General features: G+C 71.1%; 21 protein-coding genes. 14 read left to right on the top strand and 7 right to left on the bottom strand.

The features are described 5' to 3' along the window. Positions 1 to 82 precede the first annotated feature (82 nt). The 4 genes from BLT97_RS17025 to BLT97_RS17040 all read right to left on the bottom strand — a co-directional run bounded on the left by BLT97_RS17025 (position 83) and on the right by BLT97_RS17040 (position 5182). The gene (locus BLT97_RS17025; RefSeq protein ID WP_093611024.1) at positions 83 to 1681 is read right to left on the bottom strand and encodes a glycoside hydrolase family 13 protein; all 1599 of its coding nucleotides are present in this window, start codon (positions 1679 to 1681) and stop codon (positions 83 to 85) included. Positions 1682 to 1841: 160 nt separating this feature from the next. Beyond that, positions 1842 to 2840 carry a carbohydrate ABC transporter permease gene (locus tag BLT97_RS17030; RefSeq protein ID WP_093611026.1) on the bottom strand — a complete coding sequence of 333 codons (999 nt, stop codon included), beginning with the start codon at positions 2838 to 2840 and terminating at the stop codon, positions 1842 to 1844. A gap of 6 nt (positions 2841 to 2846) precedes the next feature. Then, complete coding sequence (locus BLT97_RS17035) at positions 2847 to 3767, bottom strand: carbohydrate ABC transporter permease (protein ID WP_093611492.1); 921 nt, start codon at positions 3765 to 3767, stop codon at positions 2847 to 2849. An 83-nt stretch (positions 3768 to 3850) separates the two neighbouring features. Continuing rightward, a complete protein-coding gene (locus BLT97_RS17040; protein ID WP_093611028.1) occupies positions 3851 to 5182 on the bottom strand; it encodes an ABC transporter substrate-binding protein in 1332 nt (443 codons plus the stop codon). A 490-nt stretch (positions 5183 to 5672) separates the two neighbouring features. On the opposite strand from BLT97_RS17040, the gene BLT97_RS17045 reads away from it, so the two are divergent. Then, positions 5673 to 8744 (top strand): CARDB domain-containing protein, encoded by a 3072-nt coding sequence (locus BLT97_RS17045; protein ID WP_245769380.1) that lies wholly within the window; start codon positions 5673 to 5675, stop codon positions 8742 to 8744. A 122-nt stretch (positions 8745 to 8866) separates the two neighbouring features. Then, positions 8867 to 9061, top strand: a complete 195-nt coding sequence (locus tag BLT97_RS17050; RefSeq protein WP_093611032.1) for a hypothetical protein — start codon at positions 8867 to 8869, stop codon at positions 9059 to 9061. Between the two features lie 31 nt (positions 9062 to 9092). Here BLT97_RS17050 and BLT97_RS17055 read toward each other — a convergent pair whose 3' ends face one another. Beyond that, positions 9093 to 9770: an AIM24 family protein gene (locus tag BLT97_RS17055; protein ID WP_093611034.1), complete on the bottom strand. Its 678-nt coding sequence runs from the start codon at positions 9768 to 9770 to the stop codon at positions 9093 to 9095. Between the two features lie 125 nt (positions 9771 to 9895). Between BLT97_RS17055 and BLT97_RS17060 the strand changes: the two genes are divergently transcribed. The 10 genes from BLT97_RS17060 to BLT97_RS17105 all read left to right on the top strand — a co-directional run bounded on the left by BLT97_RS17060 (position 9896) and on the right by BLT97_RS17105 (position 19443). Then, a complete protein-coding gene (locus BLT97_RS17060; RefSeq protein WP_093611036.1) occupies positions 9896 to 10633 on the top strand; it encodes a peptidyl-tRNA hydrolase in 738 nt (245 codons plus the stop codon). Next, on the top strand, positions 10630 to 11298 hold the full coding sequence (locus tag BLT97_RS17065) for a TetR/AcrR family transcriptional regulator (protein ID WP_093611038.1): 669 nt from the start codon (positions 10630 to 10632) through the stop codon (positions 11296 to 11298). The genes BLT97_RS17060 and BLT97_RS17065 overlap by 4 nt, the downstream gene beginning before the upstream one ends. Before the next feature lie 119 nt (positions 11299 to 11417). Continuing rightward, positions 11418 to 11870 carry a hypothetical protein gene (locus BLT97_RS17070; protein WP_143041345.1) on the top strand — a complete coding sequence of 151 codons (453 nt, stop codon included), beginning with the start codon at positions 11418 to 11420 and terminating at the stop codon, positions 11868 to 11870. Then, entirely contained in the window at positions 11867 to 12508 is a 642-nt protein-coding gene (locus BLT97_RS17075) for a TIGR03086 family metal-binding protein (protein ID WP_245769381.1), read from the top strand. Before BLT97_RS17070 ends, BLT97_RS17075 begins: the two co-directional genes overlap by 4 nt. Before the next feature lie 110 nt (positions 12509 to 12618). After that, positions 12619 to 13386: a DUF4142 domain-containing protein gene (locus tag BLT97_RS17080; protein WP_176953815.1), complete on the top strand. Its 768-nt coding sequence runs from the start codon at positions 12619 to 12621 to the stop codon at positions 13384 to 13386. Positions 13387 to 13572: 186 nt separating this feature from the next. Beyond that, the gene (locus BLT97_RS17085; protein WP_093611044.1) at positions 13573 to 14907 is read left to right on the top strand and encodes an MbnB/TglH/ChrH family RiPP precursor modification enzyme; all 1335 of its coding nucleotides are present in this window, start codon (positions 13573 to 13575) and stop codon (positions 14905 to 14907) included. Positions 14908 to 14912: 5 nt separating this feature from the next. Next, on the top strand, positions 14913 to 15884 hold the full coding sequence (locus BLT97_RS17090) for a TIGR04222 domain-containing membrane protein (protein ID WP_093611046.1): 972 nt from the start codon (positions 14913 to 14915) through the stop codon (positions 15882 to 15884). Positions 15885 to 16058: 174 nt separating this feature from the next. Then, a complete protein-coding gene (locus BLT97_RS17095) occupies positions 16059 to 16814 on the top strand; it encodes a TIGR04222 domain-containing membrane protein (RefSeq protein ID WP_093611048.1) in 756 nt (251 codons plus the stop codon). A gap of 163 nt (positions 16815 to 16977) precedes the next feature. Further along, positions 16978 to 17709: a DUF2470 domain-containing protein gene (locus BLT97_RS17100; RefSeq protein ID WP_093611050.1), complete on the top strand. Its 732-nt coding sequence runs from the start codon at positions 16978 to 16980 to the stop codon at positions 17707 to 17709. Between the two features lie 165 nt (positions 17710 to 17874). Next, positions 17875 to 19443, top strand: a complete 1569-nt coding sequence (locus BLT97_RS17105; protein WP_107407022.1) for an alpha/beta hydrolase — start codon at positions 17875 to 17877, stop codon at positions 19441 to 19443. A 93-nt stretch (positions 19444 to 19536) separates the two neighbouring features. Here the strand turns inward: BLT97_RS17105 and hemQ are convergent, their stop codons facing one another. Together hemQ and hemG are read right to left on the bottom strand one after the other, a co-directional pair. Further along, entirely contained in the window at positions 19537 to 20253 is a 717-nt protein-coding gene (hemQ, locus tag BLT97_RS17110; protein ID WP_093611052.1) for a hydrogen peroxide-dependent heme synthase, read from the bottom strand. 4 nt (positions 20254 to 20257) lie between these two features. Further along, entirely contained in the window at positions 20258 to 21721 is a 1464-nt protein-coding gene (hemG, locus tag BLT97_RS17115; protein ID WP_093611054.1) for a protoporphyrinogen oxidase, read from the bottom strand. Positions 21722 to 21896: 175 nt separating this feature from the next. On the opposite strand from hemG, the gene BLT97_RS17120 reads away from it, so the two are divergent. Together BLT97_RS17120 and BLT97_RS17125 are read left to right on the top strand one after the other, a co-directional pair. Then, positions 21897 to 23042, top strand: coding sequence for a DUF4349 domain-containing protein (locus BLT97_RS17120; RefSeq protein ID WP_093611056.1), 1146 nt, complete (start codon positions 21897 to 21899; stop codon positions 23040 to 23042). Positions 23043 to 23199: 157 nt separating this feature from the next. After that, on the top strand, positions 23200 to 24498 hold the full coding sequence (locus BLT97_RS17125; protein WP_093611058.1) for a hypothetical protein: 1299 nt from the start codon (positions 23200 to 23202) through the stop codon (positions 24496 to 24498). The last annotated feature ends 25 nt before the right edge of the window (positions 24499 to 24523 follow it).

The raw sequence follows: 24523 nt of genomic DNA on the forward strand, positions 1-24523 counted from the left end.
GCCACCGGCCATCCCGGCCGCCCGCCGCAGACGAGCCCGGCCCCGCACGGTGCGGAGCCGGGCTCGTGCCGCCGGTGTCAGGTCACCGGCGGAGCCATACCGCCGTGTCACCGGGCAGCCGTCCGTCGCCGTCCAACGGGCCGCTGGCGAGCAGGAGTTCCTCGTGCGGCGGCAGGTCGACCGGGGTGGCGGCGAGATTCACCACGCACACCAGTCCGTCCGTGCGCGCGAAGGCGAGGACACCGTTGTCGGCCGGCAGCCAGGTCATCGGGCCGTCGCCGAAACCCGGGATCTCCCGGCGGAGCTTCAGGGCCGTGCGGTAGAGGCTGAGCATCGAGTCCGGGTCCGCGCTCTGCCGGTCCACCGCGTACGAGGGCCAGTACGCGGGCTGCGGCAGCCACGGTTCGCCGCCGAACCCGGCGTGCTCCTCGGCGGCCGACCACGGCAGCGGGACGCGGCAGCCGTCGCGGCCGGGGTCCGTGCCGCCGGAGCGGAAGTGCATGGGGTCCTGGATGCGGTCGAGCGGGATGTCGGCCTCCGGCAGGCCCAACTCCTCGCCCTGGTACAGGTATACGGAGCCGGGGAGCGCGAGCGTGAGCAGGGCGGCCGCGCGGGCGCGGCGGGTGCCGAGCTCCAGATCGGTGGGGGTGCCGAAGGCCTTCGTGGCGAACTCGAAGGCGGTGTCCTCGCGGCCGTACCGGGTGACGGTGCGGGTGACGTCGTGGTTGCAGAGCACCCACGTGGCCGGGGCCCGCACGGGGGCGTGCTCGGCGAGGGTGTCGTCGATGGTGCGGCGCAGCCGCTCCGCGTCCCAGGGGCAGGCGAGGAAGTTGAAGTTGAAGGCGGTGTGCAGCTCGTCGGGGCGCAGGTAGCGGGCGAAGCGCTCGGAGTCGGGCAGCCACACCTCGCCGACGAAGATGCCGTCGTACTCGTCGGCTATCGCCCGCCAGGAGCGGTAGATGTCGTGGATCTCGTCCTGGTCGATATACGGGTGCGGGTCCACGCCCTCGGTGAAGTCGGGCAGATCCGGGTGCTTGGTGAGCAGCGCCGCCGAGTCGATACGGACCCCGGCCACGCCGCGCTCGAACCAGAAGCGGAGCACGTCCTCGTGTTCGCGGCGCACCTCCGGGTGCGACCAGTTGAGGTCGGGCTGCTCGGGGGCGAACAGGTGCAGGTACCACTCGCCGTCCGGGACCCGGGTCCAGGTGTCGCCGGCGAACTGGGACGGCCAGGTGTTCGGCGGGAGTTCGCCGTGCTCGCCGCGGCCGGGCCGGAAGTGGAACCGCTCCCGCTCGGCGCTGCCCGGGCCGGCCGCGAGCGCGGCCTGGAACCAGGCGTGCTGGTCGGAGACATGGTTGGGGACGATGTCGACGATCACGCGGATGCCGAACTCGCCTGCTTCGGCGATGAGTTTCTCGGCCTCTTCGAGGGTGCCGAAGGCGGGGTCGATGGTGCGGTAGTCGGCCACGTCGTAGCCGCCGTCGACCAGCGGGGAGAGGTACCAGGGCGTGAACCACACGGCGTCCACGCCGAGTTCGGCGAGGTACGGCAGGTTCGCGCGGACGCCCGCGAGGTCCCCCGTGCCGTCTCCGTCGCCGTCCGCGAAGCTGCGTGGATAGACCTGGTAGATGACGGCGTCTCGCCACCATGTGTCGGTTCGGGAGGAGGGCACGGCTGCCACGTGACGGTCCTTTCGGGCAGGTGGGTGCTCCGCCGCCGGTCAGAGCGGGGGCATGGATGTACTGACCGGCGGCGGAGAGCCTTTTCATGGGTGGGGCGAAAGGGAGGTGACGAAAAGGGAGCGAAGAAACGGAGGTGACGAGAGAGGTGAGGGGTGCGGATCAGCCCTTGAGGCTGCCGGCGGTGAGGCCCGCCATGATGCTTCGCTGGAAGAAGAAGAACACGATGATCATCGGGATGCTCGCGATCACCAGTCCGGCCATGACCTGGTTCTGCGGGACGGCGCCCGCGGTCTGGGACAGGCCCACGCTGATCGTCATCTTCTCGCTGTCGGGCAGGACGAGGAGCGGCCAGAGGAAGTCCTTGAAGACCATCACGATGGTGAAGATGGAGACCACACCGAGGATGGGCCGCGAGATCGGCAGGATGATCGAGACCAGCACCCGCCAGGGCGGCACTCCGTCGATCTCGGCCGCTTCGAGGATCTCGTCGGGGATCGAGTCGAAGAACCGTTTGAGCAGGAAGATGTTGAAGCCGTTGGCGGCCACCGGGAACCAGATCGCCCAGGGCGAGTTGAGCAGGTGCCAGCCGAAGATCGGTACGTCGGTGGCGGTGATGTAGGCCGGGATCATCACGACGATCGGCGGGATCATGAGCGTGGCCAGCATCGCTCCGAGGATCACGTTCCCGAACAGCGGGCGGAGCTTGGACAGGGCGTACGCGGCCGTGACATCGACGGCGAGCGCGAACAGCCAGGCGCCGATCGCGTAGAACAGGGTGTTCTTCAGGAGCGTGCCGATGTCGAAGAGCTCCCAGGCGTCCGTGAACACGGAGAAGTCCGGGTTCTCCGGCCACAGCGTCGGCGGGACCTGGGCGATCTCGTCGCTCGACTTCATGGCGCTGGTGGCCATCCAGTACAGCGGGAAGAGGAACACCAGGGTGAAGACGGTGAGGACGCCGGCGAGCACGGCCCAGTAGATCCGGGTCCCCCAGCGCGACTTGAGCTCCAGGGGTGAGACGACGGTGCGCGTGTGGCCGTCGGCCCAGGCGGCGCGGCGCCGCTTCCTCCTGCGGTGCGCCGGCGGGGGCGTCACCTTGCGGGTCTGTTCCACCGCGTCGGGCCGTTCTGTCGTGCGGACGGTGTGCGCTGTTTCGGCCATCAGGTGCTACCTCTTCTCGTCGCGGGTCAGCCGGAGCTGTACCGCGGCGACCACCAGGAGAACGATCATGAGCATCACGCCGAGTGCGCTGCCGGCGCCGTAGTTGCCGCCGAACCGGAAGGCGTACTGGTACATCAGGTAGGCGACGGTGACCGTCGCGTTCTCCGGACCGCCCTCGGTGAGCATGTACGGCTCGATGAACACCTGCATCGTGGCGACGATCTGGAGCATCAGCATGAGCAGCAGGATCAGCCGGGTCTGCGGGATGGTGACGTTCCAGATCCGCTTGAAGATGCCGGCGCCGTCGAGTTCGGCGGCCTCGTAGAGCTCACCGGGGATGTTCTGGAGCGCGGCGAGGTAGATGAGGACGCCGGCGCCCATGTTCATCCAGGTGGAGACGATCACCAGTGAGATCAGCGCCGTGTCCGTGGAGTCGAGCCACTGGAGCGTCGGCAGGCCCACGCCGTCGAGGACCGCGTTGAACAGGCCGGGGCCGGGATCGTAGAACCACTTGAAGAGCAGCACCGAGACGATCGGCGGCAGCATCACCGGCAGATAGACCACGAAGCGCAGATACGCGCGGGCGTGGCGCAGTTCGTTCAGGACGATGGCCACGGTGAACGGGATCAGATATCCGCACAGCAGGGCGAGCCCGCTGAAGACGAACGTGTTCTTCCAGGCCTGTCCGAACGCCGGGTCCTCCACGACCGTACGGAAGTTGTCCAGGCCCACCCACTTGGGTTCGTCGACCAGATTGGTCTCCTGGAAGCTCATGATGATCTGGCGGATCATCGGCCACCAGGCGAACAGGGCGAAGCAGAACAGGGCCGCACACAGGAATCCGTACGCGGTCAGGTTGGTGCGGACGGTCCGCTTCTTGCGTGTGGGTGGCCTGCGCCGCGGCCGCGCGGGCCGCTTCGCCGGCATGGTGAGTGTGTCCAAGGTGATCTCCCGTTCGGTTCCCGCGGTACGGGGTGCCGCCCGCTCGGCGGCACCCCTGAACCTGGGCGTCAGCTCTTCGCCAGAATCGCGTTCGCCTTGGACTCGGCGTCGGCGAGCAGCTTGTCGATGTCGGCGTTCTCGCGGGTCAGGACCGCGGACATGGCCACGTCGAGCACCGCGTAGATCTCCTGCGCCTTCTCCGGCTCCAGCTTGAACTCGACGCTCTTCGAGCCTTCGACGTAGGGCTGGTAGTACTCGACCGGCAGCACGGCGTTCGCCTTGCGGTCCTCAGCGATCTTCTGGCCGGTCGGGGAGTCACCCATGTAGTCGTTGTTGGGGACGCCGACGGCCTCACCGTTGGCCTTGCCGCGCGCGTAGTCGTGCCGGCCCTTGCCCGGGGTGTTGAACTGGAAGTCGATCCACTGCAGGCCCGCCTTGGTCTCGGCGGCGCTCGCCTCGGGGTTGATCATGTAGGCCTCGCCACCGGTCAGCGAGGCCTTGCCCTCGGGGATGGCGGCGATGCCGTAGTCGTCCTTCTTGCCCTGGAACTTCTGCACCACGTCGGTGACGACGTCCGGGGCGCCGAGCATCATGCCCGTCTTGCCGGCCGCCATCTGCTGCATGAGCGACTCCCAGCCGATGTTCAGCTTGGAACCGGTGGACTTGTCCTCGAACCGCATGTCGTGCAGGGTCTGCAGGACCGCCTTGCCCTCGGGGCTGTTGAAGGCGGCCTTGCCGTCCACGACCATCTCGCCGCCGCGGCTGAAGATCGCCTGCGCGAAGTGCCAGCCGCCGGTACCGCCGCCGCCGTACTCGCCGAATCCCACGTACCCGTCGCCGAGGCCGGCGATCTTCTTCGCGGCGGCGCGCACCTCGTCCCAGGTCTTCGGCGGCGCGTCGGGGTCGAGGCCGGCCTTCTCGAACACGGCGCGGTTGTAGACGAGGCCGACGCTGTAGCTGACGTTGGGGACGCCGTAGACCTTGCCGTCCTTGGTGAGCATGTCCCGGACGTCCTGCTTGATGTCGCCGAAGTTCTTCACGAGGCCGGTCGACGCGGTGATGTCCTTCGCCTGTCCCTTGGCTATGACATCGGCGTAGTTGGTGACCGGCACCATGAACACCGTCTCCATCTGGCCGCCGGCCAGCTTCGCGGCGAAGGTCTTCGGGTCGAAGCAGGGCTGCTGGTCGGTGCTCTTGACCTTCACACCCGGGTGGGCCTTCTCGAACGCGGCGACGTCGGCGTTCCACGCCTCGCGCTGCTTGGCCGCGGTCTTCGCCGGCTGGCACGCCACGGTGATCGTGACGTCGCCTCCCGCATCGGAGTCCTTGTCGCCACCACAGGCGGCGGTGGTCATGACGAGACCTGCGGTCAGAAAGATCGCAAGATTACGGGGCTTCATTACGGCTCCTCTGGGGGTGACGCCAAGCACTGCCCTGATCGGAGCGTCACCATAGGACGGCAGCCAGAGCTGCGCAATATTTCGATCCAGAATTGCAAGATTACGACTGCGTCACGAGCGCAGCGCTGTGACGCAGCGTCAGGCGCTGCGTTCGGCAGGCTTTCAGACACTTGAGGCCCGTTTCAGGCCAGCAGATCCACCCCATCGGGCAATTTTCCCATCGACAGGCGTCGACTCATTGCTCGGGCCGCCGCGTTCGTTGCAACCCGACTTCGGCTGGCCGTAACGGGGAGTAGACCCATGACCTACGGGAGATTGCGGGCATATCGCACCCACTCTCGACTGTGATCCAACCTTTCGTAGCGCTGTCGAATATTTGCAATCCCTCGCACACATCTTGTGCTCACCTGGTCGCGATGCTTGAGTGTGCGGCCGTAGGCGCCCGGGCCCGCCGCTCCCCCCATCCCCCATCAGGAAGGCGCACCCGCAGATGTCCAGACGTGTCATGCACACGCCTTCGACCAGGTCGAACGCAACGAGAGCAAGTCGAACCTCCAGGCGGCTGCTGGCCGCCTGCCTCGGTGCCGGGCTGCTTGCCACGGCACTCGTCCCCGCCACGGCGGCGGCAGCCTCCGCGCCGCGGACCGCCGGCGCCGCTTCCGCGAAGGCGGCGGCAAAGGCGGCAGCCGCCGAGAACCTCGCCCAGGGCAAGCCCATCGAGGCCTCGTCCTCGACGCAGCACTACTTCGCCCCCAACGCCAACGACGGCTCCACCAGCACCTACTGGGAGGCCGCCGGCAACCCCTCGACCCTGACCGTGAAGCTGGGCGCGGACGCCGAGCTCTCCTCGGTGGTCCTCAAGCTCAACCCCGACCCGGCCTGGTCCAAGCGCACCCAGCGCATCGAGGTGCTCGGCCGGACCGAGAGCGGCCAGAGCTTCAGCACGATCAAGGCGGCGGCCGACTACGAGTTCGACCCGGCCGGCAACCAGAACACGGTGAGCATCCCGGTCTCCGGGCGCTACGCCGACGTCCAGCTGAAGATCACCGCCAACTCCTCCGGCTACGCGGGCCAGGTCGCCGAGTTCCAGGTCCTCGGCGAGCCCGCGCCCAACCCCGACCTCACGGTCTCGGGCCTGACCTGGACCCCGTCCTCGCCCAGCGAAAGCGACACGATCACGGCGAAGGCGACGGTGCGCAACGCGGGCAACGCGGCCTCCGCGGCGACCGCGGCCGAGGTGAGCCTCGGCGGCACGGTGGCCGGCAGCGCCCAGGTGCCCGCGCTCGGCGCCGGCGAGTCAGCCACCGTGGATGTCGCGCTCGGCAAGCGGGCGCAGGGCAGTTACACCGTCTCCGCGGTGGTCGACCCGAAGGACACCGTCACCGAGCAGGACGAGGAGAACAACAGCCTGACGGCCGAGGGCAAGCTGACCGTCGGGCAGACGCCGGGTCCGGACCTGGAGGTCACGGGGATCACCTCGAACCCGTCGAGCCCCGCGGTGGGCGCGAACGTCTCCTTCGCCGTCAAGGTGCACAACCGCGGCACCAGCGCGGTCAGCGCCGGCTCGGTGACCCGCCTGACCGTCGGCGACAAGACCCTGAACGGCACGACGCCCGCCGTGGCCGCGGGTGCGACCGCAACCGTGGACATCAACGGCACCTGGACGGCGACCAGCGGCGGAGCGACCCTGACCGCCACCGCCGACGCCACGGGCACGGTCGCCGAGACCAACGAGGACAACAACGTCTTCGCGCGCTCCATCGTCGTCGGCCGCGGCGCCGCCCTGCCGTACGTGGAGTACGAGGCGGAGGACGCGCGGTACGAGGGCACGCTCCTGGAGGCGGACGCCGAGCGCACCTTCGGGCACACCAACTTCGCCACCGAGTCATCGGGGCGCAAGTCGGTGCGCCTCAACTCGACGGGCCAGTACGTGGAGTTCACCGCCACGAACGCGTCCAACTCGATCGTCGTACGCAACTCCATCCCGGACGCACCGGGCGGCGGCGGCCAGCAGAAGACGCTGAGCCTGTACGCGGACGGGAAGTTCGTGCAGAAGGTGACGCTGTCCTCCAAGCACAGCTGGCTGTACGGGAACACCGACCAGCCCGAGGGCCTGACCAACACCCCCGGCGGGGACGCACGGCGCCTCTTCGACGAGTCGCACGCGCTGCTCGCGCAGACCTACCCGGCGGGCACCAAGTTCCGGCTCCAGCGCGACGCCGGTGACGACGCCGCGTACTACATCGTCGACCTGATCGACCTGGAGCAGGTCGCGCCGCCCGCCGAGAAGCCGGCCGAGTGCACCTCGATCACGGAGTACGGGGCGATCCCGAACGACGGCATCGACGACACCACCGCGCTCCAGAAGGCGGTGACCGCCGACCAGAACGGCGACATCTCCTGCGTGTGGATCCCGGCGGGCCAGTGGCGCCAGGAGCAGAAGATCCTCACCGACGACCCGCAGAACCGCGGCCAGTTCAACCAGGTGGGCATCCGTGACGTGACGATCCGGGGTGCGGGCATGTGGCACTCCCAGCTCTACACGCTCACGCCCCCGCACCAGGCGGGCGGCATCAACCACCCGCACGAGGGCAACTTCGGCTTCGACATCGACGACAACACCAAGATCTCGGACATCGCGATCTTCGGCTCCGGCCAGATCCGCGGCGGCGACGGCAACGCCGAGGGCGGAGTCGGCATCAACGGACGGCTCGGCAAGGGCACGAAGATCAGCAACGTCTGGATCGAGCACGCCAACGTCGGCGCCTGGGTGGGCCGCGACTACTCCAACATCCCGGAGCTGTGGAACCCGGGCGACGGCCTGGAGTTCAGCGGCATGCGCATCCGCAACACGTACGCGGACGGCATCAACTTCACCAACGGCACGCGGAACTCGACCGTCTACAACTCGTCCTTCCGCAACACCGGCGACGACGCGCTCGCGGTCTGGGCCAGCAAGTACGTCAAGGACACCTCGGTCGACATCGGGCACGACAACGTGTTCCGCAACAACACAATCCAGCTCCCGTGGCGCGCCAACGGCATCGCGATCTACGGCGGTTACGGCAACAAGGTGGAGAACAATCTGGTCTACGACACCATGAACTACCCGGGCATCATGCTCGCCACCGACCACGACCCGATCCCGTTCACGGGCCAGACCCTGATCGCGAACAACGGCCTGTACCGGACGGGCGGCGCGTTCTGGAACGAGGACCAGGAGTTCGGCGCGATCACGCTCTTCGCGCAGGGCCCGGACATCCCGGGGGTCACGATCCGCGACACGGACATCCACGACTCGACGTACGACGGCATCCAGTTCAAGACGGGTGGCGGCGCGATGCCGGGCGTGAAGGTGCAGAACGTGACCATCACCAAGTCCAACAACGGCTCGGGGATCCTCGCGATGGGCGGGGCGCGCGGTGACGCGGAGCTCTGCAATGTGACGATCAGCGACTCGCGCGACGGGGACGTACTGGTCGAGCCCGGCTCGCAGTTCAAGATCACCTACTGCCCGGGGGCGTCGCCCACGGCACGGGTGGGACAGCAGCTCGCGGGCTGACCCGCCCGACCGCACGGAGGACCGCCCGGATCCGGCTCCCCGGATCCGGGCGGTCCCTTGCTGTCTCGCGGTCCTTTGCTGCCTCTCGATCCTCTGCTGTCTCGCGGTCCTAGGCTAGGTGCATGTCCGACGACGACACCTTCTGCGCATCCGGTACGCCGGCTGCGGCACCCGACACCGACAAGGCCTCCGGACCGCCGTACGCGGAGTGCGTGCTGTGCCGTGAGCCGACGGAGTACCCGGAGTCCACCAAGGGCAGCACGCTGTGTCCCGTGTGCGAGTGGCGGGAGGCGGAGCGGGCCGCCTGCTCCGGCTGACCACCGGCCTGCGGACGCGGTCGGCTCAGGCTCAGTGCGCCTTCGGCTGTGTGGCCGGCGCCTCGCTGGGCCGGACGATCACGTACCCCTCGCCCTCCAGCTTCAGCTGCACGGCCTCGCCCGAACCGCCGCGCACCATCGAGCCGATGCTCTGCGAGCGGTGCAGGGAGGTGTGCAGCTGCGCGTTCCAGCCGACCACCGCGTCCGTGTCCACGAACACCGGGGCCTGCGGTGACACGGGTATGACGATGGGCTCGCCCTCGCAGATCACGCCGAGCTTGCCCTGCCCGGTGAACACGCTGTTGAACAGGCCGCCCCCGGTGATCCCCGCCCCCTTCACGGTCTTGATCTCGTACGAGAGCGTGGGATCGAAGCACAGGACATTGCGCCCGTTGATGGTGAGCGCGTCCCCCGGCTCGACGTCGACGATGAAGCAGTTGGCCGCCTGCTGTGCGAACCAGGCCTCGCCCTGGCCGCGCACCGCCATGAGCGGCAGCCCCTCGCCGGTGACGGCCCGCTTGAGCATGCCGCCGATCCCCTGCCCCTTGCGCTCGAACTGCAGACTTCCGCGGTAGGCGACCATGGCGCCCTGGCGGGCGAACATCTCGCCGTTGACCACGTACTTGATCGACTTGGAGTTCTGCAGGCTCATGCCCGGTACGGACGCCGGCTGAGCCATGTGCTGCGCGGCAAACAGGTCGCTCTTCATGCTGTGCATCCTCGCGCGCGGCACCGGGCGCGCCAAGAGACCAAGGGATACGGCAGGGCAGACTTTCGTCGAGGGCCGGGCGAACGCCTGGCGGAGCGGACGGGGACGCCTGGCAGACTGGACGGGTGAGCAGCGAGAACACCGCCCCCGTACCGTCCGGTACCGCAGCCGACAGCCCGTTCCGACACGAGAGCGTACGGCGGGACGAGGCACCGCAGTTCGTCCTGCCGCTCGTCGTGCACCTGGAGAAGACCGCTCCCCCAGCGCGCACCGACGCCCTGGAGACGGCGGCGCGCGCGGTGCTCGTGATGCTCAGCGACGCCCGCTCGCTGGGCGAGGGCGAGTGGGCGCAGGCGATGCGGGACTGGCAGGACGCCCGGATCCGCAAGGTGGTGCGCCGCGCGCGCGGCGCGGAGTGGCGCAAGGCCTCCGCGCTGCCCGGCCTGACCGTCACCGGCAAGTCGGCGGAGGTGCGCGTCTTCCCGCCGGTCCCGCTGGACGGCTGGCCGAAGGAACTGGCCAAACTCCAGGTGTCCGGCACGGAGTTGGACGATCCGGAGCCGCCCGCGGACCCCGACCCCACGCGCCCGGTCCTGTGGATGAGCCCCGATGTCGACATGTCGGCCGGCAAGGCCATGGCCCAGGCCGGCCACGGCGCCCAGCTCGCCTGGTGGGAGCTGTCCGCCGCCGCGCGCGAGGAGTGGCGCGAGGCGGGCTTCCCGCTGGCGGTGCGCACGGCGGCGCGCGACCAGTGGGCGGCCCTGACGGCGAGCGGTCTGCCGGTCGTACGGGACGCGGGCTTCACCGAGATCGCACCGGGCAGCTGCACGGTCGTCGCCGACCATCCGGCGCTGCGGCGATGAGCGCGCAGCGCACCGAGGAGACCGGGGCCGGCGCGCGCGACGGCCGGGTCGAGCGGGGCAACCGCACCCGCCGGCTCGTGCTCCGGCACACCGTGGACATCGCCTCCGTCGAAGGGCTCGAAGCACTCTCCGTGGGGCGGATCGCCACGGAGCTCGGGCTGAGCAAGAGCGGGGTGTTCGCCCTGTTCGGCTCCAAGGAGGAGCTCCAGCTGTCCACCATCCGCGCGGCGGCGCGGATCTTCACCGACGAAGTCATCGTCCCCGTACAGGACTTGCCCGCGGGCGCGGACAAGGTGTGGCGGCTGTGCGCCTCGTGGCTCGCGTACTCGCAGGGGCGGGTCTTTCCCGGGGGCTGCTTCTTCTCCGGGGTGTTCGCGGAGTTCGACGCGCGCGTGGGCGCGGTGCACGACGCGCTCGTGCGGACGCAGGACGCCTGGCTCGGTCAGATCGAGGAGTACGTGCAACAGGCGCGCGAGGCCGGGGAGTTGACCCCGGACACGGACGCGGCCCAGGTCGCCTTCGAGCTGGCGGCGCTGATGGAGGCTGCCAACGCGCACTCCGTACTGCACCGGGACACCCGCGCATACGAGCTGGCCCGCAAGGGGGTCGTGGCGCGGCTGCGGGCGGCCGCGGCCGATCCTTCCTTCGTACGCGGCCTCGACTGAGGCGGATCTCCTCCCTCCCCTCCGGCCGGAGCCGGGCCATGCGTGGCCGAACCGGCGCCCGTTCATGCGTGGCCGAAAACTAATAGCACGACCGGTCGTTTAGTTTTATGCTGGACGGCATGACGACGACCCGGCCCCGCCCGCCGCGGATCCTGCGCACCCGCTGGACCCCGGGCCCGACCCCCTTCGCGCTCTGCCCGGTCCATGTGAGCGTCACCGACTTCACCGCCCGCGGGCACGTCCAGGCGGGCGCCGTCGCGCTGGCCGGGCTGCGGCTGCGCCGCACATGGCACCGCACACCGGGCGCCCTCGGCCTGTGGCTCTGGGCCGATCTCGCGGGCCGGCGCTCGGGCTCGGTCTCCGTGTGGACCGACGAGGTCGCCCTGAAGGAGTTCGTGACCCGGCCCGACCATCTCGCGATCGTCCGCGCCCACCGCGGCCGCGGCGCCCTGCGGGCCACCGCCTGGACGGCCGAGGACTTCGACCCCGACGAGGTGTGGTCCCGGGCCCACTCCCTGATCACCGGTCCAACTCCCTGGCCCCACGGGCCCGTTCACCTGGAGGAAGCATGAGTCATCCCCGCGCAGGAAGCGTGATCGACCGCGTGGAGCTCGACCGCGTCGCCGCGACCGAGACGCTGCGGATCGTCCGCGGCCTCGACGACAAGGACTGGGACCGGCCCACCCCCTGCACCGACTGGACGGTCCGCGATCTGCTCGCCCATATGACCTCCCTCAACCACGGCTTCGCGGCCGCCGCGCGCGGCGAGGGCGGGCTGCCCGCGCACTGGCGCGTGCCGGCGGAGTTCGGCGCGGATCCCGTCGCGGCGTACGGGGCCTCGGTCGGCGCGCTCATCGTGCCGTTCGCCGAACACGGCGGCGGGGAGCGGGAGTTCGTGCTGCCGACGCTCGGCGGAGCGTTCCCCGCGCGGGTGGCCGTCGCCTTCCATCTGCTCGACCTGGCCGTGCACGCCTGGGACCTGGCCGTCGCGCTGGGCGCCCGGCCCCGGCTCCCCGGCTCCGTGTGGGACGCGGTGCTGCGCACCGCCCGCCGCGTCCCGGCCGAGGGACGGGCCCCGCACTTCGCCCCGCCCGTACCGCCGGCACCGGACACCGGCACCGGCTCCGATCCGCTCACCGCGACCCTGCAACTGCTCGGCCGCGACCCCCACTGGTCACCCGACGACCAGGAACCGCCACGCTCACTCTGAACACAACATCCCGGGATTGCGTATCTCTCAATACCGCCAAGTAGGTTGAACGGCCGGTCAGTTGGCGGTTGGTTCGTGCGGGAACGCGCACTACCCGGGAGGCACTCTTGCTGCGACGCGTCAACGGTACGGCTCTCATCATCGCGGCACTCGTGGCGACGCTGACCGCGCTCGCCTTCCCCGTCTGGTCGTACGCGGACCGCTCGGGCACCGGGCAGGCGAACGTGGACGCCGGCACGGTCTCCACACAGTGGGGCCCGCTCACCGCGACCGACCGCGACTTCATAGTGAAGGTCCGGCTGGCAGGCTTGTGGGAGCTGCCGGCCGGACAGCAGGCCATCGAGCGCGCGCCCACCGAGGCGATCAAGGAGTGCGGCGACCACCTCGTGGTCGGGCACACCGACCTGGACCGGCGGGCCCGCTCGGTGGCGGCACGGCTCAACATCGAACTGCCCAACCAGCCCACCGAACAGCAGCAGGGCTGGCTGGACGAACTGACCGCCGCGCGCGGCATCGAGTACGAGCAGAAGTTCGCGAACCTGCTGCGCAACGCGCACGGCAAGGTGTTCGCGCTGATCGCCGAGGTGCGGCACACCACCCGCAACACCCTCGTACGGCAGCTCGCGACCGACGCGAACCAGACCGTCCTCGACCACATCACGATGCTGGAGCGCACCGGACGCGTGGACTTCGACGGGATCGCCGACGAGGCGGCCGGCAAGCTGACCGCGAGCCCCACCGGTCCCCCGCCGCCGAACGACGTGGCGCCGTCCGCTCCCCCGGTCTCGGCCACCGCCGACGACAAGTCCTTCACGTCACGGCCGTCCGCACCGGGTCCGGGCGACATCAACACCTCACGTCCCGAGCCCGAGGACTGACCGGCCACGGCCCGGTTCCGTCCGCACGCCGGACCCGTACGGCCCACACCCCGAAACCTCAAATCAAGCTCTGAACGTCCCCCTGGGTGGGTTCACCGTCTCGTGCCGGGGCCATGACACCTGCACGCACAACGTCGTGCTCTTGGATCGGACTGGCACAGCCCGCAGGAGCAAGGGGGGCGACAGATGAAGACACACGTGACCGCACAGGGGACGACCCTTCCCGTACTGGGGACGGGGATCGGCTGGCGACCGGAGATCGCCGAAGCGGTGGAGCGGATGCCCGGGATCGACTGGGTGGAGGTGGTGGCGGAGAACATCTGCCCCGGCCACCTGCCGGAGCCGGTCGTACGGCTGCGCGAGCGCGGCGTGACCGTGGTCCCGCACGGGGTCTCGCTCGGGCTCGGCGGCGCCGAGCGGCCGGACGCGGGCAAGCTCACGGCGCTCGCGGAGCGGGCCGAGGCGCTCGGTGCGCCGCTGGTCACCGAGCACATCGCGTTCGTACGAGCGGGCGGGAAGCGCACCGCGTCCACCCCGCTGGAGGCCGGGCACCTGCTGCCGGTGCCGCGCACCTGGGACGCGCTCGACGTGCTCTGCGAGAACGTGCGGATCGCGCAGGACGCCCTGCCCGTGCCGCTCGCTCTCGAGAACATCGCCGCGCTCGTGGCCTGGCCCGGCGAGGAGCTGACCGAGGGGCAGTTCCTGACCGAGCTCGTGCAGCGCACGGGCGTACGGCTGCTCATCGACGTGGCCAACCTGCACACCAACCACGTCAACCGGGGCGAGGACCCGGCGAAGGCGCTCGCCGAGCTGCCCGTCGAGGCCATCGCGTACGTCCATGTCGCGGGCGGTTTCGAGCGGGACGGCGTCTGGCACGACAGCCACGCGCACCCCGTGCCGCAGCCGGTGCTCGACATCCTGGCCGACCTGGCCTCGCGCGTGGCGCCGCCCGGTGTGCTCCTGGAGCGCGACGAGCACTTCCCCGAGCCGGCCGAGCTGGAGCGCGAGCTCGACGCCATCCGCGAGACGGTCCGGGCCAACCGCCCCTCGCAGCCCCGCCCCACGGAACTCTCGCGTCCCGCGGCGCCGACCGGCGCCTCCACGGAGGCGGCCCGGGACCGGCTCGCCCTCGCACAGACCGCGCTGCTCTCGGCGCTGGTCGCGGGGACCCCGGCACCCGAGGGCTTCGACCGCAGGCGGCTCGCGGTGCAGAGCCGCGCGCTGACCGCCAAGCGCGCGGACGTGGTGGCGAAAGTCGCGCCCGAACTGCCGGTCATCCTCGGCGACGCGTACCGTCCCGCCTTCTTCGCGTACGCGCAGCGGAGGCCCATGACGAACGGATACCGCCACGACGCGCTCGACTTCACCGAGCACCTGCTCGCCGACGGGAAGCCCGAGGACCCGGACGTGCGGCGGGAGTTGACCGACTGGTGGCTGGACCGCGTGGGTCCCAAGCCGATGGCGCAGCGGCCGGTGGCGCGGCTCGCACGGCGCGTACGACTCGCTCTCGGAAGGGGCTGAACACCATGGAGATCTTCGCGTACATCATGATCGCGGTCGTCGGCCTGCCGAGCCTGATCCATCTCTTCCGCCGGTTCGCCGCGCGGCACGAGCCCCGTCCGCCGCAGGGCGAGGTGTACGACGTCTTCGAGGCGGCGTTCCTGACCGCCGGGCCGGGCCGGGTCGCGGACACCGTGCTCGCCGTCCTCGCCGCCGAGCGGAAGATCGAGATCCGCGATCCGGGCATCGTGGCGCTGCGCGAGTTCACCCCGCGCCACCCGGTCGAGGCCGGGGTGATCGAGGCGTTCCGCACCCTGCCGACCAGTTCCCTGCACTGGCTGCGGATCGCCGTGATGCGCGGCGCGGCGGTACAGGCGGTCGGCGACGGGCTGGCCGCCCGCGGCCTCGCGCGCCGCCCCGAGGACCCGAAGCCGCTGTCACGGCGCGGGCTGCCGCTGTCGGTGACCGGTCTCGCGCTCTGCGTCTGGGCCCTGATCACCCCGGTCGCGGCGGTGGCGCTCGCGCTCTACGGGCTCGTCGCCCTGCCCCTGGCCCTGAGCACGGCCCGCCGGATCACCTCCGAGGGCCGGATCGCCCTGGTCCGGTACGGCCGGGAGCACGCGTCGAGTCCGGATCTGGCCGTCCAGGTCGCGCTGCACGGGCGCGCCCGGATCCCCGACCGCGACCTGTATCTGCAGCTGACCAACGCCTCGGGCCCCGGCGCCCGTTACCAGCAGAGCTCCTCCTCCGTGGACCCCGGTGTGCTCTTCGCGACCACGGTGAGCTGGTGCGGCGGCGGCTCCGACCACTCGTCCTGCGGCGGCTCGTCCTGCGGGTCCTCCGGCGACTCCGGGTGGTCCTCGGGCGGCGGAGGCGGGGGCGGCTGTTCTTCGGGCAGCTCCTGCGGCGGATCAAGCTCCAGCTGCGGTTCGAGCAGCGGCGGCTCCTCCTGCGGGGGTGGCGGCGGCGGGGGTTCCAGCTGCGGCAGTTCCTCCTGACGCACGCTCGGGTCGCCGCTGCTTCAGGTGCGGCGACCCGCTCTTCACATCTCCTACGCAATCGGCGGATACTGGGGCACAACGGAACAGCGCTTGGTCACATTTCCGTCACTGGGCGTCCGCATAGTGAACGACCCATGGCGCTCAGGCGCCCGGTCCCATAGAAACTCCGCCATGTTCTGGGTCCCCTTCCTCCTGCTGGCCTGGGCCTTGGCAGGCATCGCCTGCGTGAGGCTCTGCCTCGTCGCGGCCCGCGGCGCCGGCCACCCCGCCGCCACGCGGCCCACGGCCGAACTGAGCATCTACGAGGCCGCGTTCCTCTCCGGTGGCCCCGACCGCGTGGCCGCCCTCGCCATGATCGCGATGGCCCGGCAGCGCCGGCTGCTGCTCGCCCACACGGGCTGGGCCACCGTGGTCGACCCGGACGGCAGGGACGACCTGGAGCGCTCGGTGCTCGGCGCGATCGGGCCCGCCGGACAGTCCCCGATAGCGCCGGTGCGTCACCGCACGGCCGGCGGCGAGGCGGTCGGCCGGCTGGCCGAGCGCCTGACGGCCGCCGGGCTCGCGGTGCCGGACGGGGCCCGCGGCAGCGTCGAGGCCGCGGTGCGCCAGGTGCAGGCGGCGGCGGTCGCGGTGATCGCGCTCGGCGCGGTGTCGCTGCTCATGTGGCCGGAGCACGAGGGCAGCATGGGTCCGCTGGTCGCCTGGTTCCTGCTCCCCCTGATCCTGACGCTCGGCTGCCTCGCGATAGCGCGCTTCGAGGTGCACCCGTACACACGCTGGGCCTCCTCCGAGGGCCAGCAGCTCCTCGGGACGCTGGAGACCGACCGCCCCGACGACGAGCGCGGCTTCCTCACGGCTGTGGCGGTACGGGGCCCGCGCGCGGTGACCGACCCCGCCCTGCGCGCCGCCTTCGACAAGGGCCGCTGACGGAACCGGAGGGGCGCAGGGGTCTCCCCTTTCCTGCTCCAGGGGGTCCCTTTTTCCCGCTCCAGGGGTTTCCTTTTCCCCGCCCCATCGAGTTAGGTTAGGCATGCCTAAGTCGCAAGGGACTCCGACTCGGGCGTCTCCACCTGCCCCTGGGAGAACATCCATGCCCCTCTTCCGCCCCCGTTCGCCGCAGCCCGTCGAACGAACCCGCGCCCTCGCCCCCACCGCGGCCGAGCGCGTCCGCACCCTCCTGACCACCGCCCAGTCCATGACCGTGGTCACGGACGGCCGCGCGGAGGAGGTGCACCGGCTCGACGGCACCGACGCGATGGGCCGCGTCCACCTGCACGACCCGGCCGAGGCGGCCCTGCACCCCGAGGCCGAACGCACCCCGGTCCGCCTGGAGTTCACCGACATCGCCCCCACGGCCGTCCGCGACCGGCTGCGCGCCCGCCTCACCGTGACGGGCATCCTGGAGGCGCCCTATGCGGCGCACTCCACGGAGAGCTTCTGCATGGAGTACGGCCAGGCGCTCCTGGAGACCCCGCAGGGGCGCAGCTTCGTGACCCTGGAGCAGCTGCACGCCGTCACCACCGATCCCCTCGCGACCTGCGAGGCGGGCATGCTCACGCATCTCGTCGACCGGCACGGCGAGCTCGTGCCGCTGCTCGTCCGCCTCGTGACACCGCACCCGCGGCCCGGTGTGCAGCGGGTCGTCCCGCTCGCCCTCGACCGCTACGGCCTCACGCTCCGCCTGGAGTACGCGCACACGCACGTGGACGAACGGCTGCCGTTCCGCACGCCGGTCGACCACCCCGACGAGGTGCGGCCGCAGATCCACGCGCTGCTCGCGGCGGCCCACCACGCCCCGTACCGCAGCGGCCTGACCGCCTGAGCCGCGGTCCGTCAACCGCACGCGCGCATCGGGGTTGTTGCACCGACACCCAACCGCCGGTGCTGGACATCACCAACTCACCGCCGAAGTATCCCTTTTGTTCCGTGGGCGGCCGTCCCCGAGCCGGCCGCCCGCACGCACCGCTCGAAGGGATCCCGCAGCGCGATGAGAGCGCCCCTCCTGTACGGCCTCACCGGATCACTGGCCCTGACCGCCCTGTCCGTCTCCCCGGCGGGCGGCGCGCCCGCGGACCATCCTCCGGCCGGAGCGCCGGAGAGCCGGGGCGTCGTCCTCGCCGCCGAACGCGCCGCGGCCGCCGGGATCACGTTCGGCAAGTGCCCCGCGTCCGAAGGGCTGCCGCCGGCCGTGCAGTGCGGCACCGTCTCCGTGCCGGTCGACTACGCGCGCCCCGAGGGACGCACGATCAAGCTCACGGTCAGCCGCGTGCGCGCCGCCGGCAAGAAGGCCGAGCGGCAGGGCGCCCTGGTCTTCAACCCGGGCGGTCCGGGCGCGTCCGGCATGTACTTCCCGCTGCTCAGCACCTTCCCGGAGTGGAAGAACATCGCGCGCGCGTACGACATGGTCGGCTACGCACCGCGCGGCGTGGGCCGCTCGGCGCCGCTGTCCTGCCAGAACCCGAAGGACTTCGCGAAGGCCCCCACGGTCTCGCCCGCCCACCCGGACGCCACCTTCAAGAAGGAGCGGATCGCCCGCGCGAAGGCCTACGCGCAGGGCTGCCTCAAGCACGCGGGCAAGGACCTGAAGCACTTCAACACCCTCAACAACGCCCGCGACCTGGACGTCCTGCGGGCCGCCCTCGGCGAGAAGAAGCTGAACTTCGTGGGCGCCTCGTACGGCACGTACTTCGGTGCCGTGTACGCGACGATGTTCCCCTCGCACGTACGGCGCATGGTCTTCGACTCGGCGGTCAACCCGGCCCCGCACCAGATCTGGTACCGCAACAACCTCGACCAGTCGCTCGCCTTCGAGCGCCGCTGGGCCGACTTCCGCGCCTGGGTGGCCAAGCACGACACGACGTACAAGCTGGGCCGCACCCCGGCCGAGGTGCAGCGCAGTTACGACGAGGCGCGCGCCCGGATCGCCGCGAAGCCGGCCGGCGGGAAGGTCGGCACGGCGCAGCTGCAGGCCGCGTATCTGAAGGCCGGTTACTACGACGACTACTGGCCGCAGCGCGCGCACGCGCTCGCCGAGTACCTGCGCGGCAACGAGAAGCCGCTGGTCGACCAGGCGTCGAACCGCCCGGAGGCGGCGGCCGAGGACGAGAACGGCAACGCCGTCTACACGGCCGTGGAGTGCAACGACGCGCCCTGGCCCACGGACTGGCGCGTCTGGGACCGCGACAACAGCCGCCTTGCGCGGATCGCCCCGTTCGAGACTTGGGACAACGCCTGGATGAACCTGCCGTGCGCCTACTGGCCCGCGCCCCGGCAGCAGCCGGTGGACGTGCGGGTGGCCGAGGGTGCGCTGCCGCCCACGCTGATCATGGCGGCGGAGCGCGACGCGGCCACGCCGTACGAGGGTGCGCTCGAGCTGCACCGGCGGCTGCCGGGCTCGGTGCTGGTCACGGAGCGCGCGGCCGGCACGCACGGCATCAGCGGCGGTCCGAACCCGTGCATCAACGGGCACATGGACGCGTACCTCATCCACGGACAGCTGCCGGTGCGACGGGCGGCCTGCGCCCCGCACCCGGAGCCGAAGCCGGCGGCCCGCTAGACCTGGGGGTGTGGGGGCGTCAGCCCCCACACCTTCCCACCGCCGCGGAGCGGCGGAGCGACTCGGGGCCGAAGGCCCCACTGCCGCCGGCGGTCAGGCCAGCCCCGCCACCAGATCAACCACACTCTTGCGGCGGCCCGTGTAGAACGGGACCTCCTCGCGGACGTGCATCCGCGCCTCGGAGGCGCGCAGGTGGCGCATCAGGTCGACGATGCGGTACAGCTCGTCGGCCTCGAAGGCGAGGATCCACTCGTAGTCGCCGAGCGAGAACGACGCGACCGTGTTGGCGCGCACGTCCGGGTAGCCGCGGGCCATCTTGCCGTGGTCGGCGAGCATGCGGCGGCGGTCCTCGTCGGGCAGCAGGTACCAGTCGTAGCTGCGCACGAAGGGGTAGACCGAGACATAGTTGCGCGGGGTCTCGTCGGCGAGGAACGCCGGGATGTGCGACTTGTTGAACTCGGCGGGGCGGTGCAGCGCCATGTTCGACCAGACCGGCTCGAGCGCGCGGCCGAGCTTGGTGCGGCGGAAGAGGTTGTACGCCTCCTGGAGCTGGTCGGCCGTCTCCGCGTGCCACCAGATCATGACGTCGGCGTCGGCGCGCAGGCCCGAGACGTCGTACGTGCCGCGCACGGTCACGTCCTTGGCGGCGAGCTGGTCGAACAGCTCCTGCACCTCGTCCGCGTAACCGGCCCGGTCCTCGGGCAGAACATCGCGCAGCTTGAAGACGGACCACAGCGTGTAGCGGATGACCTCGTTGAGGTCCTTGGCCTTCTTGCCGGCGTTCGGGATCTTCTCAGGGGCGTCACTCATGAGGTCATTGTCCCGCGCCGCCGAAGTTGCTTTCGCCCGGGTTCACGCTGAGCTGAGCGGAGCCGTGGGAGATCTGCCGGGCGGCCGCCGTCGCGCTCGCGATCACGGCCGGGATCCCGACGCCGTCGTACGCGGCTCCGCAGACCGCGAGGCCGGGCAGCGGCGCGAGGTGTCCGCGGATCCGGGCGACGCGGGCGAGGTGGCCGACCGGGTACTGGGGCAGTCCGTCGTCCCAGCGCGTCACGCGGGTGGCGACGGGCCGGGCGGAGACTCCGACGGCGGCCTTGAGGTCCTGGCGGGAGATCTCCACCAGTTCCTCGTCTTCGCGCCGGAGGATCTCGGTCTCGCCGTGGCGGCCGACGGAGGTGCGCACGGCGACGAGCTCCGGGTTCTCCTCGGCGATCCAGCCCCACTTCTGGCTCGCGAAGGTGGAGGCCTTGATGCGGTGGCCGTCGACGGGCGGCACCAGGAAGCCGCTGCCCTCGGGGAGCTCGATCTCGTCGCGGCGGTAGACGAGGGTGGTGAGCGCCATGGAGGCGTACTCGACGGTGCGCAGCTCGGCCGCGGCGGCGGGCGCGAGGCCGTCGAGCAGGCGGGCGGCGTGCGGGGCGGGCAGCGCGAGGACCACGGCGTCGGCGCGCAGGGTGCGGTGGTCGGTGCGGACGGTCCAGGCGCCTTCGCCGGGGAGGGCTTCGTCGCGCGCGAGGCCGGTCACGGGGGTCCGGAGATGGATCTCCCCGCCTTCCTTCCGCACCAACTCGGCGACGGCGAGCGGCAGTTGACCGACGCCGCCCTCGATCCCCATGAACACAGGGCCGGGGCTCGGGTTCCGGGCGGCCCGCTCCTGGAGCGCCCGTACGCCGTCGAGCAGCGAGCCGTGCGTGCGCGCGGCCTCGTACAGCTGCGGTACGGCCATCCGCAGCGAGATCTTGTACGCATCCCCCGCGTACACCCCGCCGAGCAGCGGCTCGACCAGGCGGTCCACGACCTCGCGGCCCACGCGCGCGGCCACGTACGCGCCGACCGCGATGTCCTCGCCGACCTCGGTGGGCGGCAGCTCGCGGTCGCGTCCGATCCGCGCCAGGCCCTCCTCGGACAGCACGCCGGCCAGGGAGGCGGCGTCCGCGGGGACGCCCATCACATGGCCCTTGGGCATGGGCCGCAGGGTGTCGCGGGTCCACAGCGAGGCGCTCGTGGTGGCCGGGGCCTGGAGACGTTCGCCGAGGCCGGCCTCGCGCGCGAGCGCCACCGCCTCCGGGCGGCGGGCGAGCATCGACTCGGCGCCCAGGTCCACCCGTACGCCCTCGATCTCACCGGCGTGCAGCTTGCCGCCGACGCGGTCCGAGGCCTCCAGGACCGTCACGCGGAAACCGCTCTCGAGCAGCCGGTGGGCGGCGGTGAGCCCGGCGATGCCGCCGCCGATCACCACGGCGTGTCCAGGTTCCGTACGTGTGTCCGTTTCGCGCATGCCCCCACCCTCTCAGATCCCCTCCGCCGCCCTGAACCGCCCCTTCCGCGTCCGTACCGTGACCGCTTCGGAATCGCGCGGCACCAAACGTTTCCCCGACCCTGGGCGTCGAAGAGGCAGTGACGGCACCGGTCGCGGGACCAACAGCCAACGGAGTCCGGGGGGTTGCGTCGAGATGCGTACGGCACCGAGGAACAACAGAAGGCGGGGCACGGCGCTGGCCGCGCTGCTGCTGAGCGTGATGCTGGCGGGAGCGGGGTGCAACGGCGTCGGGGACGCCGACTCGGGCGGTGACGGCGCGAAGGGCGCCGCCGCCGCGCCCCAGGAGGAAGGCGGCCGGGCCGGCAACGAGTCGGCGGCCGACAGCGGTCTCGCCGACGGGAGCGGGGCCAAGCAGAAGGAACCGGACGGGAACCCCAAGCTCGCCCAGCACATCATCCGTACGGCGAACCTGCGGGTCCGGGTCGAGAGCGTGCCGTCGGCGCTCGACAAGGTGCGCACGGCCGCCGCGGACGCCGGCGGCATCGTCGGCAGCGAGACGACGGACCGCGACGGCAAGGGCAACGAGCGCTCGCGGATCGTGCTGCGCGTTCCGCAGGAGCAGTACGGCGCGGTGCTCCAGGCCCTGGAGGGCACGGGCAAGGTCCTGGAGCGCAGCGACAAGGCCGAGGACGTCACCGAGCAGGTGGTGGACGTCGACAGCCGGATCAAGACGCAGCGGGCGAGCGTCGAGCGCATCCGCGCGCTGATGGACAAGGCGACCAAGCTCAGCGATGTGGTCACCCTGGAAAGCGAGTTGAGCACCCGGCAGGCGGACCTGGAGTCGCTGCTCGCGCAGCAGGCCTCGCTCAAGGACCGGACGAGCCTCGCGACGATCACGCTGCATCTGACCGAGAGCGGCGCGAAGCCCGCACCGAAGGACGAGGACGACCCCGGTTTCCTCGACGCGCTGTCGGGCGGCTGGAACGCGCTGGTGAACGTGGCGAAGTGGATCGTGATCGTGCTCGCCGCGATCGCGCCGTGGGCGGCGGTGCTCCTGATCCTGTTCCTGCTGTGGCGCCTGTCCGGCCGCCGCGTACCGCGCCGCACCCCGGCGCTCGCCCTCGGGGGCGGGGGCGCACGGCCGGATCCGGACGCCCCGGACTCACCGTCCACCGCCCCGGCCCCGGCCTCCCCGGCCCCCTGCCCGAATCAGGAGCCCACCGGCACGAACCCGCCGTCCTCCGACTCGAACCCGCCGCCCACCGGCGCGAACCCTCCGTCCACGGACCCGCAGCCGCCCGCCACCGGCCCGAAGCCCCCGGCGGACCCGGGCGCGTGAGCCCGTCGGCCTTGGACGCCTGAGCCCGTCGGCCCCGGGGCGTCCGGGCCCGTCCGACAGGCAGCCGACGTCACCCGTTCGGCCCCGCAGCACGTGAGGGCAGGGCCCCTGCCGCCCAAGCTGGCAGGAGCCCTGCCCCCACTGCCGTGAGGTGCCGATGCCGCCTGCCCACCGCAAGCCCCGAACTCTGGCCCTGGCTGTCGCGGCAGGCATCCTGCTGCTGATCGCGGTGGTCGCGGCGAGCGGGATCGGCAACCCGCTGCACGACTTCAGCCCGTATCACCGGCGGGCCGCCGTGGTCGTGGTCTGCGGGGTGCTCGGTCTGGCGATCGTCGCCGCGCTCCTGCTGCGTCCCTCCCCCGCCCGCCCGCAGCGGCTCGGCTGGATGGCGTCGGTGGTGAGCCTCCTGTGCGTCCTCGCCACCGCGTTCGTCTGGGTCGCGGTGGGTACGGGCCACTCGCTGGACAGCGCACCGGGCCTGCGCGTGAACACGGCCGAGGAGGCGAAGGCGGCGCTCGCCGAGCACGGCTACGGCAAGCGCAAGCCGGTGCGCACCGGCCTGATGATCGAGACGATGGAGTTCACCGGCAACAACAACGTCCGTCTGACGGGCTACTTCTGGCAGCACCTGCCGGCGGGGGCGGACGTCGACCGGCCGAACGTGGAGTTCCCCGACGCCGTCGACGGCGGTGTCGGCGAGGAGTTCTACCGCGACGCGACCCCCGAGGGCCAGGTGATCGGCTGGCGCCTGAAGACCACGCTGCGCCAGGCCTTCGACCATACGCACTACCCGCTGGACAACCAGGCCGTGTGGCTGAAGATGTGGCCCCGGGAGACGGGCACCGTCCTCGTCCCCGACTTCTCCGCGTATCCCCCCTGGGACCCGGACCAGAAGCTCGGTGTCTACCCCGACATCGTGGGCGGTGACTGGAACACGCAGTTCACGACCTTCAGTCTGACCGAGGGCACGGAACGCACCAACTACGGCAGACCGGCCTACTCCCTCGAGGGCAACGACGCCGAACTGACCTTCTCCATCGGCGTGGGCCGCCAGTACCTGAGCCCGCTGCTCAACCGGCTCGTCCCGCTGCTCGTCATCGCCCTGCTCGTCTTCGGCTCGCTCTTCGTGGTCACCACCGATTCCGACCGGCGCAGCCTGTCCGGCTTCAGCACCTGGGCGGTGATCGGCTTCTGCGGCTCGATGATGCTGGTGGTCTCGGTGCAGCACAGCACCCTGCGCAACGAGACCTCGGCGGACGGTGTCGTCTACGCCGAGTACTTCTACTTCATCCTCTACCTGGTCATCGGCCTGGTGGCGCTGAACGTCATCGAGCACACCTCGAAGAAGCGCTTCCCGCTGGTCGACTGGCGCGGCAACGCGGCCGCACGCCTCCTGTACTGGCCGGTCATCACGACGCTGCTGCTGGTGGCGACCGTGTTCGGACTGCTGCTGTGAGGGGTGGCTCCCCGCCCTCAACCCC

The organism is Streptomyces indicus, assembly GCF_900100315.1.
In the GTDB taxonomy this organism is placed as follows: domain Bacteria; phylum Actinomycetota; class Actinomycetes; order Streptomycetales; family Streptomycetaceae; genus Streptomyces; species Streptomyces indicus.